13 protein-coding genes are annotated in these 15678 nt (G+C 69.7%); 8 read left to right on the top strand and 5 right to left on the bottom strand.

Features of this window, described 5'->3' with window-relative positions; genetic code table 11:
• Window positions 1-183 precede the first annotated feature (183 nt).
• The 4 genes from ACQPZX_RS39480 to ACQPZX_RS39465 all read right to left on the bottom strand — a co-directional run bounded on the left by ACQPZX_RS39480 (window position 184) and on the right by ACQPZX_RS39465 (window position 5953).
• Entirely contained in the window at window positions 184-1563 is a 1380-nt protein-coding gene (locus ACQPZX_RS39480) for a DUF222 domain-containing protein (RefSeq protein WP_433367361.1), read from the bottom strand.
• A 75-nt stretch (window positions 1564-1638) separates the two neighbouring features.
• A complete protein-coding gene (locus tag ACQPZX_RS39475; RefSeq protein WP_433367359.1) occupies window positions 1639-3600 on the bottom strand; it encodes an ABC transporter ATP-binding protein in 1962 nt (653 codons plus the stop codon).
• A complete protein-coding gene (locus ACQPZX_RS39470) occupies window positions 3597-5333 on the bottom strand; it encodes an ABC transporter ATP-binding protein (RefSeq protein ID WP_433367356.1) in 1737 nt (578 codons plus the stop codon). Before ACQPZX_RS39470 ends, ACQPZX_RS39475 begins: the two co-directional genes overlap by 4 nt.
• Window positions 5334-5335: 2 nt before the next feature.
• The gene (locus ACQPZX_RS39465) at window positions 5336-5953 is read right to left on the bottom strand and encodes a TetR/AcrR family transcriptional regulator (RefSeq protein ID WP_433367353.1); all 618 of its coding nucleotides are present in this window, start codon (window positions 5951-5953) and stop codon (window positions 5336-5338) included.
• Between the two features lie 99 nt (window positions 5954-6052).
• Here ACQPZX_RS39465 and ACQPZX_RS39460 point away from each other — a divergent pair, with 99 nt between their 5' ends.
• The 5 genes from ACQPZX_RS39460 to ACQPZX_RS39440 all read left to right on the top strand — a co-directional run bounded on the left by ACQPZX_RS39460 (window position 6053) and on the right by ACQPZX_RS39440 (window position 11637).
• Complete coding sequence (locus ACQPZX_RS39460; RefSeq protein WP_433367349.1) at window positions 6053-8299, top strand: putative bifunctional diguanylate cyclase/phosphodiesterase; 2247 nt, start codon at window positions 6053-6055, stop codon at window positions 8297-8299.
• Between the two features lie 33 nt (window positions 8300-8332).
• Entirely contained in the window at window positions 8333-8743 is a 411-nt protein-coding gene (locus tag ACQPZX_RS39455) for a hypothetical protein (protein WP_433367346.1), read from the top strand.
• The gene (locus ACQPZX_RS39450) at window positions 8737-8964 is read left to right on the top strand and encodes a helix-turn-helix transcriptional regulator (protein WP_433367343.1); all 228 of its coding nucleotides are present in this window, start codon (window positions 8737-8739) and stop codon (window positions 8962-8964) included. Before ACQPZX_RS39455 ends, ACQPZX_RS39450 begins: the two co-directional genes overlap by 7 nt.
• Window positions 8961-9914: an NAD(P)-dependent alcohol dehydrogenase gene (locus ACQPZX_RS39445; RefSeq protein WP_433367340.1), complete on the top strand. Its 954-nt coding sequence runs from the start codon at window positions 8961-8963 to the stop codon at window positions 9912-9914. Before ACQPZX_RS39450 ends, ACQPZX_RS39445 begins: the two co-directional genes overlap by 4 nt.
• Window positions 9915-9978: 64 nt before the next feature.
• Window positions 9979-11637: a sulfatase-like hydrolase/transferase gene (locus tag ACQPZX_RS39440; protein ID WP_433367337.1), complete on the top strand. Its 1659-nt coding sequence runs from the start codon at window positions 9979-9981 to the stop codon at window positions 11635-11637.
• Here the strand turns inward: ACQPZX_RS39440 and ACQPZX_RS39435 are convergent.
• Window positions 11634-12647: a hypothetical protein gene (locus ACQPZX_RS39435; RefSeq protein ID WP_433367334.1), complete on the bottom strand. Its 1014-nt coding sequence runs from the start codon at window positions 12645-12647 to the stop codon at window positions 11634-11636. The two genes, ACQPZX_RS39440 and ACQPZX_RS39435, sit on opposite strands and share 4 nt — an antisense overlap.
• Before the next feature lie 106 nt (window positions 12648-12753).
• Between ACQPZX_RS39435 and ACQPZX_RS39430 the strand changes: the two genes are divergently transcribed.
• The 3 genes from ACQPZX_RS39430 (at window position 12754) to ACQPZX_RS39420 (ending at window position 15591) form a co-directional block, all read left to right on the top strand.
• Entirely contained in the window at window positions 12754-13293 is a 540-nt protein-coding gene (locus ACQPZX_RS39430) for a GNAT family N-acetyltransferase (protein ID WP_433367331.1), read from the top strand.
• 85 nt (window positions 13294-13378) lie between these two features.
• Window positions 13379-14773 (top strand): MFS transporter, encoded by a 1395-nt coding sequence (locus ACQPZX_RS39425; RefSeq protein WP_433367328.1) that lies wholly within the window; start codon window positions 13379-13381, stop codon window positions 14771-14773.
• The gene (locus ACQPZX_RS39420; protein ID WP_433367325.1) at window positions 14752-15591 is read left to right on the top strand and encodes an adenosylcobinamide amidohydrolase; all 840 of its coding nucleotides are present in this window, start codon (window positions 14752-14754) and stop codon (window positions 15589-15591) included. Before ACQPZX_RS39425 ends, ACQPZX_RS39420 begins: the two co-directional genes overlap by 22 nt.
• Window positions 15592-15678 lie beyond the last annotated feature (87 nt).

Genomic DNA, 15678 nt, shown 5'->3' with positions numbered 1-15678 from the left:
GGGCGGCCACTGGCCGCCCCCGCCGCTTTGCGTTGCAAGCTCCCAGCCGCAGGCGGGCATGGCGCGAGGGCGCGGGCGGGCGAGCACGGCGACGCGAGCGGCGGCGCCGAGCGCGCGAGGCGCGGGGCAGCGGGGCCGCGCGGCGCGTGTTCGCGCGGTTCTCGTGGCTTGCCTTGTGGTGGCCTATGTGCGCGGGTGGAAGAGGTTGCGGCGGGGGCGCTGCTGGGGGTCTGTCCAGGGCGGGGGCACGAAGGTGGGTAGCCGGTCGGGGTCGAGCTTGGCCTGCCAGCCGCCGGCTGGGACGTGTAGCAGGCGGTGATGGTGGCGGCACAGCAGGACCAGGTTGTCCAGGTCGGTCTTGCCGCCTTCGGACCAAGGGCGCAGATGGTGTGCTTCGCACCAGCGGGGCGGGCGGTCGCAGCCGGGGAAGGCGCAGCCGCCGTCGCGGACGGTCAGGGCTCGGCGTAGGGCGCCGTGGGCCAGGCGTCGGCTGCGGCCTACGTCCAGGACCTGGGAAGTGCCGCCCAGGATGAGCGGCAGGATGCGGGCGTCGCAGGCTAGGCGGCGTGCCGTCGCGGCGGAGATCCGCTCGCCGTCGGGCAGGACACCGACGCCCAGCCGGCCGAAGTGGACGCCGGTGTGCAGCTGGCCGGTGGTGCTCGAAAGGCGGGGGTGGGCGGTGGCGCCCAGCGCGGAGGCCAGCGGAGCGAAGGGGATGGTCAGCGCCAGCTGGGGTGGCTCGCCGCCGCCGTGGGGGAGCTCGGTGGTGCGCAGGGCCAGGCGGCAAACGTCGATCAGGGCGTCGGCGCGGCGTTGTGGGAAGGAACGGTCGTCGCCTGGCGTCGGGCCGCACAAAGGCTGTAGGGCGGCGGTCACGATGGCGGCGTCCTCCACGCCCAGGGCGCCGGACAAGCGGACCATGCCGTTCACTGGCAGGGACAGGGTGAAGGAACGCCGCTGGTGGGCGCGCGCCTCGGCTCGGCGCAGGGCGGCCTCGTCGGCCAGCTCGGCTATCTCGGGGGCTACGTGAGCCAGGATCCGGTCGCCCAGCTTGCGCAGCTGGTAGGCGGGGAACTGGGCCGCCATCTCGATCAGAGTCGCTTCCGCGTGGTTGGCGATATCAGCGGGATCCAGGTGAATGGCGCCGTCGCCTAACTGAGCGGCGGTGGCGGCCTGCGCGTCGGTGAGGGCGTGGGGCACTGCGTCGACGGCGGTGGCGATTGCGGTGGCCTGGCGTAGGTCTACGAGGCCGTCTATCAGGGCGCGCTCAACTGTCGGTCGGTTGCGCAGGAGGGCGGCGGCCGCTGCCAGCTCGCGGGCCGGCTGTGGGTCCAGGCGTAACTGGTCGCGCAGCCAGGCGGCCGGGGTGCGATGGCCGTGCTTGGCGGGGAGGTCGCGGGTGCCGGCCTCGCGGACCACACGGATCTGGAGGGCGGCGATGGTCTGCTGCAAGCGGTGGGTCGCCTGCAACAGCTCCAGCAGCTCGGCGTCGGGCAGGGGCCACAGCGCGGAGTGGGCCGCCTTGGCGGCTTCCTCTTCCCATCGCTGGACCGTTTCGAGCATGCCCAAGTATCGAACATGCGTACGACAAAAAGTCGGCGAGCGCGGACCGGACAGCCCGCGCTCGCCGACAAAAACTCAGTCGACCTCGGCTACTGCCTGGGCGAACTGGGCGGAATACAAGCGGGCGTAGGCGCCGTCGGCGGCTATCAGGGCGTCGTGCGTGCCCTGCTCGACTATCTGGCCGTGCTCCATCACGAGGATGACGTCGGCGTCGCGGATGGTGGAGAGGCGGTGGGCGATTACGAAGCTCGTCCGGCCGCTGCGCAGCGTGTTCATGGCTCGCTGGATCAGGACCTCGGTGCGGGTGTCGACCGAGCTGGTGGCCTCGTCGAGGATGAGGATGCTCGGCTCGGCCAGGAATGCCCGGGCGATGGTGATCAGCTGTTTCTGGCCGGCGCTGACGTTAGAGCCCTCCTCGTCGATCACCGTCTCGTAGCCGTCGGGCAGCATGCGGACGAAGTGGTCGACGTGTGCCGCCTCCGCCGCGGCCTGCACCGAAGCCATGTCGAACGAGTCGGCGCCGTACGCGATGTTCTCGGCGATGGTGCCGCCGAACAGCCACGTGTCCTGCAGAACCATGCCGATCTGCTCGCGCAGTTCCTCGCGGGGCATCGTGTTGATGTCGACCCCGTCCAGCGTGATCCGCCCGGAGTCGACGTCGTAGAACCGCATGATCAGGTTGACCAGAGTGGTTTTGCCGGCGCCGGTAGGGCCGACGATCGCGACCGTTTGCCCGGGCTCGGCCACCAGCGAGAGGTGCTCGATCAGCGGCTTGTCCGGCAGGTAGCGGAAGGACACATCCTCGAACGCCACCCGGCCCTCGGCCCGCCCCAAATTGACAAAAGCCGGGTCGGGGGACTGCTCGGGGGCGTCGAGCAGGGCGAACACGCGCTCGGCCGAGGCCACGCCGGACTGGATCAGGTTGGCCATCGAGGCGACCTGGGTCAGCGGCTGGCTGAACTGGCGCGAGTACTGGATGAACGCCTGCACCTCGCCGAGCGACAAGTTGCCGGAGGCGACCTGCAGGCCGCCGACCACCGCCACCAGCACGTAGTTCAGGTTGCTGATGAACATCATGGCGGGCTGGATGAGGCCCGAGATGAACTGGGCACGGAAGCTCGACGCGTACAGCTTGTCGTTGTGTTCTTCGAAGGTCTTCCGGGCTTCGTCCTGCCGGCCGAAGACCTTGACCAGCGAGTGGCCGGTGAACATCTCCTCGATGTGGCCGTTGAGCTTGCCCGTCGTCTTCCACTGGGCGACGAAGTTGGGCTGCGAGCGCTTGCCGATGAACGTGGTCACCAAGATCGACACAGGGACGGTGACCAGGGCGATCAGCGCGAGCACCCACGAGATCCAGAACATGAAGCCGAGTACGCCGACGATCATCAGCAGGGCCGTGACCAGCTGGGCGAACGTCTGCTGGAGGGTCTGCGCGATGTTGTCGGTGTCGTTGGTGGCCCGGCTGAGCACCTCGCCGCGGGCCTGCTGGTCGAAGTACGACAGCGGGAGCCGGGACAGTTTCGCCTCGACGTCCTGCCGCAGCCGGTAGACGGCCTTCTGCACGACAGTCGCGGTGAGCCGGCCCTGGAAGACGCCGAACAGCCAGGCGCACAGGTAGACGACCGCCACCCAGCCGAGCAGGTGCAGCAGCTTGTCGAAGTCGATGCCCTGGCCGGGCACGAAGTCGATCGCGGAGAGCAGGTCGGCGCGGGTGTTCTCGCCGTTGGCCCGCAACTGCTCGATGATCTGCGCCTTGCTGACACCCTCCGGCACGGACTTGCCGATCACGCCGGAGAAGATGATGTCGGTGGCGTGGCCGAGCAGGCGCGGGCCGGAGACCGACAGCGCGACGCTGGCAACGCCGAAGAGCAAGACCAGAGAGACCAGGGCACGGTACGGCTTGAGCAGTCCCAGGAGTCGCTTCGTGGACCCCTTGAAGTCCTGCAGCTTCTCGGGCGGCCCGCCGGCGCCCATCATCATCCGGGCTGCGGGCGGTCCGCCTACCGGCGGCCCAGACCGGCGGGTGGGCGCGGTCATGCGGCGGCCTCCTGCTCAGTGAGTTGCGACAAGACAATTTCCCTGTACGTCGAATTGGCGTCCATGAGTTCGGCATGAGTGCCTGTGCCCACCACCCGGCCGTCGTCGAGGACGATGATGCGGTCGGCGTCGCGGATGGTGCTCACCCGCTGGGCCACCACGACCACCGTCGCGTCGGCGATGTGCTCGGTCAGCGCGGCACGCAGCGCGGCGTCGGTGGCGTAGTCGAGCGCCGAGAACGAGTCGTCGAAGAGGTAGATCTCGGGCCGGGCCACCAGCAGCCGGGCGATCGCGAGACGCTGCCGCTGGCCGCCGGACACGTTCGTGCCGCCCTGGGCGATCGGCGCGTCGAGGCCGCCGTCCATCTTCTCCACGAAGTCGCGGGCCTGGGCGATCTCGAGGGCCTCCCAGAGCTGCTCGTCGGTGGCGTCGGGATTGCCGTAGCGCAGGTTGGTCGCCACCGTGCCGGTAAACAGGTACGGCTTCTGGGGGACGAGCCCGACCGTACGCGAAAGCAGTTTCTCGTCGAGCTCGCGCACGTCGACGCCGTCGACCAGGATCTGGCCATCGGTCGCGTCGAAAAGCCGCGGCACCAGGTTGAGCAGGGTGGTCTTGCCGCTGCCCGTACTCCCGATGATGGCCGTGACCTCGCGCGGTCGCGCCGTGAGATTGATGTCACAGAGCACCGGCGCCTCGGCGCCGGGATAGCGGAAGCCCACGTCCCGCAGCTCCAGGAAGCCGTGCCGGCTCAGCGTAGTGACCGGGGCGAGCGGCGGCGTGACGCTCGACTCGGTGGTGAGCACCTCGCGGATGCGCTCGGCGCAGACCTCGGCCCGCGGGATCATGACGAACATGAAGGTCGCCATCATGATCGACATCAGGATCTGCATGAGGTAGCTGAGGAACGCGGTGAGCGCGCCGATCTGCATGGCGCCGCCGTCGATCCGGTGACCGCCGAACCACAGCACCGCGACGCTGGACAGGTTCACGATCAGCATCACGGTCGGGAACATCAGCGCCATGAGCTTGCCGGCCCGCAGCGAGACGTCGGTGAGCTCGTCGTTCGCACCCTCGTAGCGAGCCTGCTCGCGGTCGTCGCGGACGAACGCGCGGATCACCCGGATGCCGGTGATCTGCTCGCGCATCACCTGGTTGACCTTGTCGATGCGCACCTGCATCGTGCGGAACAGCGGCCGCATCCGCACAATGATCAAGGCGACCACCGAGATCAGGATCGGCACGATCACCAGCAGCATGGCCGAGAGTGGCACGTCCTGCCGCAACGCCAGCACCACGCCGCCGATGCACATGATCGGCGCCGAGACCATCAGCGTGAACGTGAGCAGCACCAGCATCTGGACCTGCTGCACGTCGTTGGTGGTCCGGGTGATCAGCGACGGGGCGCCGAACTGGCCGACCTCCCGGGCCGAGAAGTCCTGCACCCGCGAGAAGATCGAATTGCGTACGTCGCGGCCGACCGCCATCGCGGTGCGGGCCCCGAAGTACACCGCGACGGCCTGTGCCGCGATCTGGAGCACCGTGATGCCGAGCATGCCGATGCCGATCCGCATCACGTAACCGGTGTCGCCCTTGACCACGCCGTTGTCGATGATGTCGGCGTTCAGCGTCGGCAGGTAGAGCGTCGCCAGCGTTTGGAAGAACTGGAAGAGCACGACCAGGGTGATCGCGCCCTTGTACGGCCGGAGATGGCCGCGGAGCAGTTGGATGAGCACTTCTACTGAGCCCCCCGCTTGTCCTCTTCTTTGATAAGAAAGCCGTCTAGAAGCAGCGAGACCAATTCGGCCCCGCGGAAGTTGTCCGGGTCGCCGAACGGCCCGTACGTGTTGGCGCCGCAGAACAGCAGCAGGGTCTGCGCCACCGCGTGTGGCGGGCGGCGTAGCAGGGCCGCGTCCGGCTCGATGACCGCGATGAGCGCGTCGCGCAGCCGTTCCCGGGAGGAAGCCATCCGGCCGCCGGTCTCGGGGTCGCTCTGCCCGGCCAGGATCAGCTTGCGCGCCGCGGTCATCAGTTGGGCGTTTTCCGCCATCCGGGCGTGGATCAGCTCGGCCGCCGCGGACATCCGGTCGCGCAGCGGCAGCGACCGGTCGATCGCGGCCAGCCCGTCGAGCGTCACCTGGGGGTCGAGCGCCTGGATGACCGAGCACACGACCAGCGAGTTCTTGCTTTCGAAGACGCCGAAGATGGTGCCCTCGGCGACGCCCGCGGCCGCGGCGATCTGCCGCGTGCTGACGTCGAGACCGTGCTCGTGCAGCAGCGGGATGGTCGCCGCGATGAGGGCCTGCCGGCGCTCTTCCGGCGCGAGCGCCGGAACCCTTCTACGCCTGTTCTCCACGAGGAGCCACACTACTGAGCGAGCACTCACTCAGCCACTGATATTTGTCATGGGCCCGGTTTCACTCAGGTAGCAAAAGGTAGGGCCGATTGACCAGCCGTGCGGCGACACGACGAGTTGGACGATCACACCGCGGACTACTGGGCCCGCCAGATCCTCATCGGGTCGACCATCGCGGCGGTGGTCACCGCGATCGGTGGACTGCGGATCGCCCTGAGCTGGCCGTCCGCGATGCGGTGGTGGCTCGTCCCGGTGGCCGCCGCGGTGGTGCTCCAGGCCGCCGCGCTCCGCCTGCCCTGGCAGAAGCTGGTCCGGCAGGAACGCGTCCGGCGCCGGCTCCACTACTGGTGGTTCGCCGAGCTGCCGGTCCTGGTGCTCTTCGGCATCGCCGACCCGCGCGGCGCGATGCTCTACCTCCCGGCCGCCCTCCTGCTGCTGATGTCGGCGGCCACGGTCTGGTCGCCGCGGTTCGTGGTCATGATGGGCGTGCTCACCGGCGCCGGCTACGCGCTGCTGCTGCCGCTGAAGGCCGACGTCGGCGTGGTCGGCACGCTGGTGTTGCTGGCCATGCACGCCTGCCTGAGCGCTCTCGCCGCGATCAACGCGCAGAGCCGCCGCCGCCTCGACGCCCGCCGGCACGCGGCCGAGCAGCGGGCCGAGACCCTGCTCGAGGCCTCGGCCGACGCCGTGGTCGCGGTCGGCCGCAACGGCGAGCTCAAGTACGTGAGCCCGTCGATCCGCCACCTGCTCGGCCGGGACGCCGCCGCGCTGACCGGCAAGCTGCTCACCGACGTGATGCAGGCCGACCGCGCCGCCGACGTGCACGAGTTCATGAACCGGATGCTGGCCCTGCCGATCGGCCGCAGCGAGCGCACCGAGACCCGGCTGCTCAACGCCGCCGGCGAGTGGGTCTACGTCGACGTCATGGGCACCAACTGGATCAACGACCCCGACCTGCAGGCCGTGGTGGTGAGCCTGCGCGACATCGGGGAGCGGCGCGAGCTCGAGCGCCAGCTGATCCACCAGGCGTTCACCGACTCGCTGACCGGCATGCCCAACCGGGCCATGTTCCGCAAGAAGCTCGAGGACGCGGTCCAGAACGCCGGCGACCGTCCCACCACCGTCCTGCTGCTGGACCTGGACGACTTCAAGCTGGTCAACGACAACCTCGGCCACAGCGCCGGCGACGACCTGCTCACCACGATCGCCGAGCGGCTGCGCGCCCAGGTGCGCCCGGGCGACGTGCTGGCCCGGCTCGGCGGCGACGAGTTCGCCATCCTGCTGCGCGACCTCGACCCGGCCGACGCGTCCGGCCTCGCCGAGCGCCTGCTGACCACCGCCCGCGAGCCGATCCGGCTGGCCAGCCGCGACATCACCTGCTCGCTGAGCATCGGCCTCGCCAGCTCCACCGGCTGCGAGCCGACCTCGACCGGCGCCGTCTGCGCCGAGCAGCTGCTCGGCAACGCCGACCTGGCGATGTACGCGGCCAAGCGGGGTGGCCGCAACGCGTACGCGATCTTCGACCCCACGATGAGCATGTCGGTCCTGGAGGAGGCGCAGCAGCGCGCCGACCTCGAGCACGCGCTGGAGCACGAGGAGTTCCGCGTGCTCTACCAGCCCGTCGTCGACATGCACACGCAGCGCCTCACCGCCGTCGAGGCGCTCGTGCGGTGGCAGCACCCGCGCGACGGCCTGCTCGGCCCGTACCACTTCATCGCCGGCGCCGAGGCGAACGGCCTGATCGTGCCGCTCGGGCGCTGGGTGCTGCGCCAGGCGTGCGCGCAGCTGGCGAGCTGGCGCGCCGCGACGCCGGCGGCCGCCCACCTCAAGGTCAACGTCAACCTCTCGGCCCGACAGTTCCAGTACGCCGGGCTGGTCGACGACGTCGCGGCGGCGCTCGCCGACGCCGGCCTCGACCCGGCCTCGCTCACGCTGGAGATCACCGAGTCGATGCTGATGGCCGACATCGAGGCGGCCAAGGAGACCCTGCACGCGCTGCGCCGCCTCGGCGTCCGCCTGGCCATCGACGACTTCGGCACCGGGTACTCGTCGCTCAGCTACCTCAAGCAGCTCCCGGTCGACGTCATCAAGATCGACAAGACCTTCGTCGACGAGGTGCACATCGACGAGGACGACGTGGCGCTGGTGGACGCGGTGGCCGGCCTCGGGCAGGCGCTGAAGATGCAGACCGTGGCCGAGGGCATCGAGACCGACGAGCAGTGGGAGACGCTGCGCCGCATCGGCATCGACCACGGCCAGGGCTACCTCTTCGGCAAGCCCACCCAGCCCGCCGACATCATGAGCCTGCTGTCGACTGAGCTTCTGTCAGATCGGCAGCACGTGTAAAACATTTTTGACACGGCCGCCTACCGTCGAGGCATGTCCAGCGAAGAGAAGAGATCCTGGATCCTCGGTTCGGTCGCGATCGCGTCCTACTCCACCTACTTGCTGCTCCTCCTGCTCACCGACCTCTCCTACGCCCCGATCCTGGTCGCCGTCGTGGTCGGCTCGATCGTCGTGTCGATCCTGCTGCACATCGCGGTGACGATGCGCGGGCCGCACGAGCCCAAGGACGAGCGCGACCGCGAGATCGCCGTCTTCGGCGACAACATCGGCCAGGCCTTCATCGTGCTCGGCGGCGTCATCGCGCTGATCCTGGCCCTCACACAAGCCGGTTACTTCTGGATCGCGAACGCGCTCTATTTGGGCTTCGTCCTCTCCGCGGTCTTCGGCACCGTTGCGAAAGTCTGCGCCTACCGATACGGGCTGCCGGGCCGGCGCGCGTGGTGAAGCCGACCCGGATCACCAACTCGATCCGGGAACTACGGCAGGCCGCCGACGGCATGACCCAGGCCGAACTGGCCCGGCGCCTCGGGATGACCCGGCAGACGGTCATCGCCATCGAGCAGGGCCGGTACTCGCCGTCGCTGGAGACGGCCTTTCAGATCGCCCGGATCTTCCGGGTGCCCCTCGACGACGTCTTCCACTACCCCGAAGGAGATGACGAGTGAAGGCGATCCTGCAGGACGAATACGGCTCGGCCGACGTGCTGAGATACATGGAGATACCCGTTCCGGTGGTGGGGGACGACGAGGTGCTCGTGCGGGTGCGCGCGGCCGGCGTCGACCCGGGCGTCTGGCATTACATGACCGGCCTGCCGACCGCCGGGCGGCTCGGCCTCGGCCTGCGGCGGCCGCGCGTGCCGGTGCGGGGGAGCGATGTGGCCGGCGTGGTCGAGGCCGTCGGGCGAAATGTGCGGAAATTCAAGGCGGGTGACGAGGTCTTCGGCGTGGCGGCCAGCGGCAGCTATGCCGAATTCGCCAAGGCCAAGGAGAACCGGCTGGTGCCGAAGCCGGACGGCGTCAGCTTTGAGCAGGCGGCGGCGACCCCGGTCTCGGGGATGACCGCGCTTCAGGGGCTGCGCGACCGGGGGCGGGTCGAGGAGGGCCAGCGGGTCCTCGTTTTCGGCGCCGCCGGCGGCATCGGGCACATGATCGTGCAGCTGGCCCGGGGATACGGCGCCGAGGTGACCGGGGTGGCGCGCGAGTCCAAGCTCGACTTCGTCCGGTCGCTGGGCGCCTCCACCGAGGTGACGGGGCCGTACGACCTGATCATGGACACCGCCGGGAATCGGCCGATCAAGGAGCTGCGGCCCCTGCTCACGCCGTCCGGCACGCTGGTGATCGTGGGCGGCGAAGGGGGAAAGGGGCGGTTCCTCGGAGGCTTCGAGCGCTCGCTCCGGGCGTACGCGATGTCGCCTTTGATCCGTCAGCGGCTCAAGCCGGTGATGTCGCTCCCCAAGCTCGCCGATCTCGAAGCTCTCGCGCGTTTTCTCGCCGACGGCACGTTGCGGCCGGTCATCGATCGCACGTTCGCGTTGGATGCGGCGCCGGACGCGATTCGATACCTCAACTCGGGCGCGGCGCGTGGCAAGGTGGTGGTGACAGTGACCCCGGCTTGAACCGAAGTCGCGGACGCGCCGTGTACCTGAAGTGCAGGTATTACCGGCGGTTAGGAAATCCGAGTTGTCCCAGATCAAGCAGCATGTGCGCCATGTCGGTGGCGCGGTGCTCACCACGCTCGCCGCTCTGCTCGTCTTTCTCGAGCTGGTCATGCCGGACCAGATCACGCGGCTCCCACCCGGCAACTTCTGGCTGAACGCGCTGGTCCGCATACCGATTGAAGCCATCGTGGCGGTGGCCGTGCTGCTCGCGCTCCCGGGGCGCGCGCGGCGCGTGCTCGCCACGCTGCTCGGGCTCACGCTCGGCCTGCTCACCATCGTGAAGATCGTCGACATGGGCTTTTTCGCGGTGCTGGCCCGCGAGTTCGACCCCGTGCTCGACTGGGTGCTGTTCATTGACGGATACCACTTCCTCGAAGACTCCATCGGCAAGTTTGGTGCCTTCGCGGTGGCCGCGGCAGCGATTCTGCTGTCAGCAGCGATCTTGGCGTTCACGGCCTTCTCCGTACGACGATTGAGCCGTGTGCTCGCCGAACATGCCCGTCCCACCCGGCACGCCACGTTCGCCCTCGCCTCGGCCTGGGTGATCCTCGCCGTGCTCGGAGTCCAGATCGTCGGCGGCGTGCCGGTGGCCGCGCAGGCCGCCGCCGAGCTGGCCCGCGACACCGCGCTCAAGGTGCCGCAGGACATCGCCGACCAGAAGGCGTTCGAGCGCGAGGTCCAGATCGACGCGTTCCGCAACCTGCCCGACGACCAGCTGCTCACCGCGCTCCGCGGCAAGGATGTGATCATCGGCTTCGTCGAGAGCTACGGCCGCGACGCCGTGGAGAACCCCGAGTTCAACGGGATCGTGCTCGACCAGCTCCGGACCGACGAGGCCAAGCTGAAGTCGGCCGGCTTCGCGGCCCGCACCGGGTACCTCACCTCGTCGACCTCGGGCGGCGGCAGCTGGCTGGCCCACTCGACGTTCCTGTCGGGGCTGTGGATCGACAACCAGCAGCGCTACCGCAGCCTGGTCAACTCCGACCGGCTGACCATGACCCGCGCGTTCAAGCGGGCCGGCTTCCGCACCGTGGGCATCGAGCCCGGCGTCACGTACGCGTGGCCCGAGGGTCAGTTCTACGGCTACGACCAGGTCTACGACGTGCACTCGCTGGACTACCACGGCCCGATGCTGAGCTGGTCGACGATGCCCGACCAGTACGCGATGCGGCAGCTGCAGAAGTTCGAGTACGGCCGGACGTCCCGCGGCCCGCTGATGGCCGAGGTGACGCTGACCTCCAGCCACACGCCGTGGGCGCCGCTGCCCAAGACGCTGCCGTGGGACCAGCTCGGCGACGGGTCCGTCTACGGCCCGATCATCAAGCAGGCCGAGGGCGCCGGCACGATCTGGAAGGACAACCACCGGGTCCGCGAGGCCTACGCGACGTCGATCGCCTACTCCGTGGACACGCTGATGTCGTACGTGCAGAAGTACGCCGACGACAACCTGGTGATGGTCTTCCTCGGCGACCACCAGCCCAACTCGATCGTGGTCGGCCAGAACGCCAGCAAGGACGTGCCGATCTCGATCGTCGCCAAGGACCCGAAGGTGCTCGACAGGATCAAGAGCTGGGGCTGGACCGACGGGCTCACACCGGCGCCCGACGCGCCGGTGTGGCCCATGAACGAGTTCCGCGACAAGTTCCTCACGGCCTACAGCCCCGAGGGGGAGCCGCACTAATCCGTCACACGCGGGAGCGTCTCGGCCTTCTTCAACGCCGCCGCGGCGCTCGTGTACGGGTTGTAGGTGTACGTCCGCGAGAGCGAGCCCGGGACCGTGAAGTACTCGGCCGACAGCTTGGCCGGGTCGGTCGCGATCTCGCCGCGGGCGGGCACGTCGTTGCCGTCGTCCCAGCCCCACGGCGCGTTCGCCGAGTTGGTCGAGCACGACCAGGTGCCCACGCCGCAGTCGCCCGACGTGTCGCCGGCGAACGTGCCGAGGTTGGCGAACAGGCTCGCGTTGGTGCGCTGCGCCCACATGCCGCCGCTCGCGAAGATGTCGATCAGCTGGTACTGCACGTCCCGGTCGTCGGCGCCGCTCGGCGACTCGGAAGCCGTCAGCGACGGGTAGTAGACGATGCCGTCGCCGTTGATGTCGTACTGCGGCCAGGCCTTGAGGCCGTGCCCCTTCGCCTCCTGCGCGGTCACCGGGTGCTGGAAGGAGTCATGCGTGGACGCCTTGAGCTGCAGCGTCCCGTCGATCGACTCCTTGCCGTTGGTCCAGGTGCTGCCGGACGGGGTGTAGGAGTAGAAGTCGCTGTGCGCGACCGTGACGGCCGCGCGCAGGATTCCGTACGTGGAGCCGTCCTTCTCGATGATCTCGGTGAGGCCCTCACCGTCGTTCTCGTGCTCGGTTTCGAAGAACGGGTGGTCGACCCAGTCGCGGGGGTGGAAGAAGAAGTACGTGATGAACCAGTGCGTGCTGGTCTCGGTGACCGCGTAATAGGCGGCGGCCTGCGTGCTCTGACCGGCGTGGTCCCAGTTGTCCTTGCCGATCAGGTTGCCGTCGTAGTCGTACCGTGTGATGAAGTCCGATTTTCCCGACAGCGCGTGCGATCCGGTGGCGTCGACGTCCTGGTAGTGGATGGGCGCCCAGCGAAGGGCCAGCTCTGCTCGACTCGGCGCCGCGTTCGCCGGAGCGGCGATGAGACCAGCCGCCAGCACGCCTGCCACGATTGCTTTGATCACCATGGTCTGCCCTCTTCTCGATCGACCGAGGTGAATCTTTTTGGACGATCGTGGTCTATGGGTGGACCGGAGGCGAAGTCTGCCTGCACGCCGGACGTAGGCTTCCCGGGTGTTCTCCGTAGATCTCGGCGGCGGCGCCACGCTGCGGCCTCTCGAGCCCTGGCAGGCCCCCGAGTTCCTGGCCCACATGGACAGGGCGCGCGCCACCGTCGACCCGTGGATCCCGTGGGCGAGCCGCAGCCCCGACCTCGACGGCGCCCGCGCCACCCTCCAGCGCTACGCCGACCTGCAGTCCCGCGACGCCGGCCGCCTCTACGGCATCTGGCTCGGGGAGACGCTCGTGGGCGGCACCATGTTCGTCTCCTTCGACGCGGATTCCGGCATCGCCGAGGTCGGCTGCTGGCTCGAGCCCGCCGCGACCGGGCGCGGCTTGATCACCACCGCCACCCGCGTGCTGATCGACTGGGCCTTCCGCGTACGCGGGCTGCACCGCATCGAATGGCACTGCCGCCCCGACAACATGGCCAGCTCGAACGTCGCCCGCCGGCTCGGGATGAAGCTCGAGGGCACGCTCCGCGAGAACTACCCGTGGCAGGGCGTGCGGCACGACACCGAGATCTGGGCTGTGCTCGCCGCCGACTGGCAGTAGGATCTTCGGCATGTCGCAGACACCCCCGTAAGGACGGCGCTCGTCACCGCCTCCTTCCGTCTGCGCATTCCTTGGAGTTCCCGTCATGCCTCGCCCCGCCGCGGCGGGGAGTTACCGTGCTGTCCTGCAGCTGCCGTCCGCGTCGCGCACGTTCGTGCCCGCGCTCGGTGGCCGGCTCGCGTACGGCCTCCTCCCGCTAGCCACCCTGTTCACCATCCAGCAGGCGACCGGCTCGTACGCCGCCGCCGGGCTGGCCCTGGCCCTCTTCGGGCTGGCCTCGATCACCCTGCCGTTGAAGGCCCGCTATCTTCGGTTGCTTCCGTGGATGGCACTGTTGTGCGCCTTGTTCCTGGGGGCTGCCGCGCTGACTCCGTGGCCCGTGGTCTTCGTGGGGCTGGCCGGGCTGGCGGCGCCTCCGCTGGGGCCGGCGATGCGGGCGACCTGGCGGTCGCTCACGGAGGGGAGTTCGCTCAAGGAGAGGGCGTACGCCCTCGACTCGATCGCCGAGGAGACGCTGTACCTGGTCGGGCCGGTGCTGGCCGGCTTGCTGATCGCGGTGGCGCCGGCGCGGTGGGCGCTGCTGCTTACGGCGGGCCTCCTCCTGATCGGCACCGTTGGCATGGTTCTTGCCGCGCCTGCCTTGCGCGCCGCGCCGCTCTCGACCGCCCCCGCCGCGCCCGCGCCTGCGCCCGCCGCGCCTGCGCCCGCCGCGCCTGCGCCCGCCGCGCCTGCGCCCGCCGCGCCTGCGCCCGCCGTGCCTGCGCCTGCGCTCGCCTCTGTGCCAGTTGCGCCCGCTTCCGCTGGCGTCGCTGAGTCTGACGTTGCCGTGCCGGACGTTGGTCGTCGATTGCTCCGCCTGCTCGACCCGGGTCCGTTGCGGTCGCGGGGCCTGCTCGGCGTGCTTGCCGTGCTGCTGTTGACCGGCGCCGGGATCAGCGTCGCCTACACCGGCATGGCCGCCGTGGCTCAGTCGCATGGGCGTCCCGGCGCGGCGGGGTTGCTGGAGGGCGCGGTCGGGGTCGGCAGCGTGGTCGGCGGACTGCTCTGGTCTCGGCGGCGGCACAGCCGGGCGCGTTCCCAGCATTTCGCCGGGCTGCTCGCCCTGCTGGCCGCCGGACTGCTGACGGCGACCGTCGCGCCCGGGCTGGTCGCGCTCGGGTCGGTGATGGCGGTGGCCGGTCTGGCGCTCGCCCCGCTCTATGTGGTCGCCTACCTGGCCGCCGACGACCTGACGCCGACGGGCCAGTCCACCGAGGCCGGCACCTGGATCAACGTGGCCGCCAACGCCGGCAGCGCCCTCGGCGCCGCCACCGCCGGCCTGGTCACCGACCAGCTCGGCCCGTCACCGGCGTTCCTGCTGGCCGGCTTGACGGTGGCCGGCGCGTCGCTCGCTGCCCTGCTCGCCGGGAGAGGGGCGGCCCGCCTCGTAAGCGACCCGGCGGGTCCTAGGCTCATCGGGTGCTCGGAGAACCAACGCTGACCCACCGCCTCGAGGGCGGCCACGACATCCCGCTGCTGGTGTGGCGCCTGTCCGCGCCGGCGCGGTCGATATCGTCGGCCGTTCTCGGGGGCGGCATCGGGGAGTGCCGGTGGGTGGTCAACGCTAGCGTTCCGATGTCCTACGACCGGGACGATCCCGCGGCGCACCTCGGCGAGCTCGCGGCCGGTCTCGGGTTATCCGGGCCCGGGGTCGGGCTGCTCACCGGGGTCGACGTCGCGGACGTGGTGGCCGAGACCGACGAGGGCGTGCGGCTCTGGGCGACGGTGGGGCTCGGCGCTCCCGTCCAGGCGGCGGCCGACGAGGCGGGGCAATTCATCAATGATGAGCTGGCGTCCGGAGCGAGCGGAAACTCATCAAGGCCGGGCGGCCTGCACGATGGTGAGTTGCGGCGCGGGGTGCGCGGTAAATCATCAAGTTCGGGGCGGCCCGAGCCTGATGGTGAGTTGCGGCGCGGGGAGCGCGGCAAATCATCAAGTTCGGGGCGGCCCGAGCCGGGGACGGTCAACGTTGTGGTGTGGGTGCCGCAGCGGCTCGGTGATGCGGCGCTGGTGAACGCGGTCGCGACCATTACCGAGGCCAAGGCGCAGGCGATCCGTGATCTTGGGCTGGCCGCCACCGGCACCGCCACCGACGCGGTGTGCGTGGTGTGTCCGCCGGAGGGGGACGCGGCGGAATACGGCGGGCCGCGCTCGACCTGGGGTGCGCGGGTGGCGCGGGCGGCCTATCGGGCGGTGTTGAAGGGTGGCGCGGTCAATCTCGCCGGCACGCAGTCGTGGTCTGACCGAATGGGGCAGTAGCCGTCATTCTCCCACTTCATCGCGATAAATCTGGTAAAAGGTTCGTTCCTGGGTTTTCCTGGCGCTGAGGTGGTGCCCTGATCGGGA

This window comes from Actinoplanes sp. CA-142083 (assembly GCF_050942195.1).
GTDB lineage: Bacteria > Actinomycetota > Actinomycetes > Mycobacteriales > Micromonosporaceae > Actinoplanes.
This window is presented reverse-complemented; position numbering and strand designations above follow the sequence as displayed.

What these genes read in the sequence shown, in the direction of transcription:
- ACQPZX_RS39480 (WP_433367361.1), bottom strand. Translation starts at nt 1,563, where the DNA reads ATGCTCGAAACGGTCCAGCGATGGGAAGAGGAAGCCGCCAAGGCGGCC.
- ACQPZX_RS39475 (WP_433367359.1), bottom strand. Translation starts at nt 3,600, where the DNA reads ATGACCGCGCCCACCCGCCGGTCTGGGCCGCCGGTAGGCGGACCGCCC.
- ACQPZX_RS39425 (WP_433367328.1), top strand. Translation starts at nt 13,379, where the DNA reads ATGCCTCGCCCCGCCGCGGCGGGGAGTTACCGTGCTGTCCTGCAGCTG.
- ACQPZX_RS39435 (WP_433367334.1), bottom strand. Translation starts at nt 12,647, where the DNA reads ATGGTGATCAAAGCAATCGTGGCAGGCGTGCTGGCGGCTGGTCTCATC.
- ACQPZX_RS39455 (WP_433367346.1), top strand. Translation starts at nt 8,333, where the DNA reads ATGTCCAGCGAAGAGAAGAGATCCTGGATCCTCGGTTCGGTCGCGATC.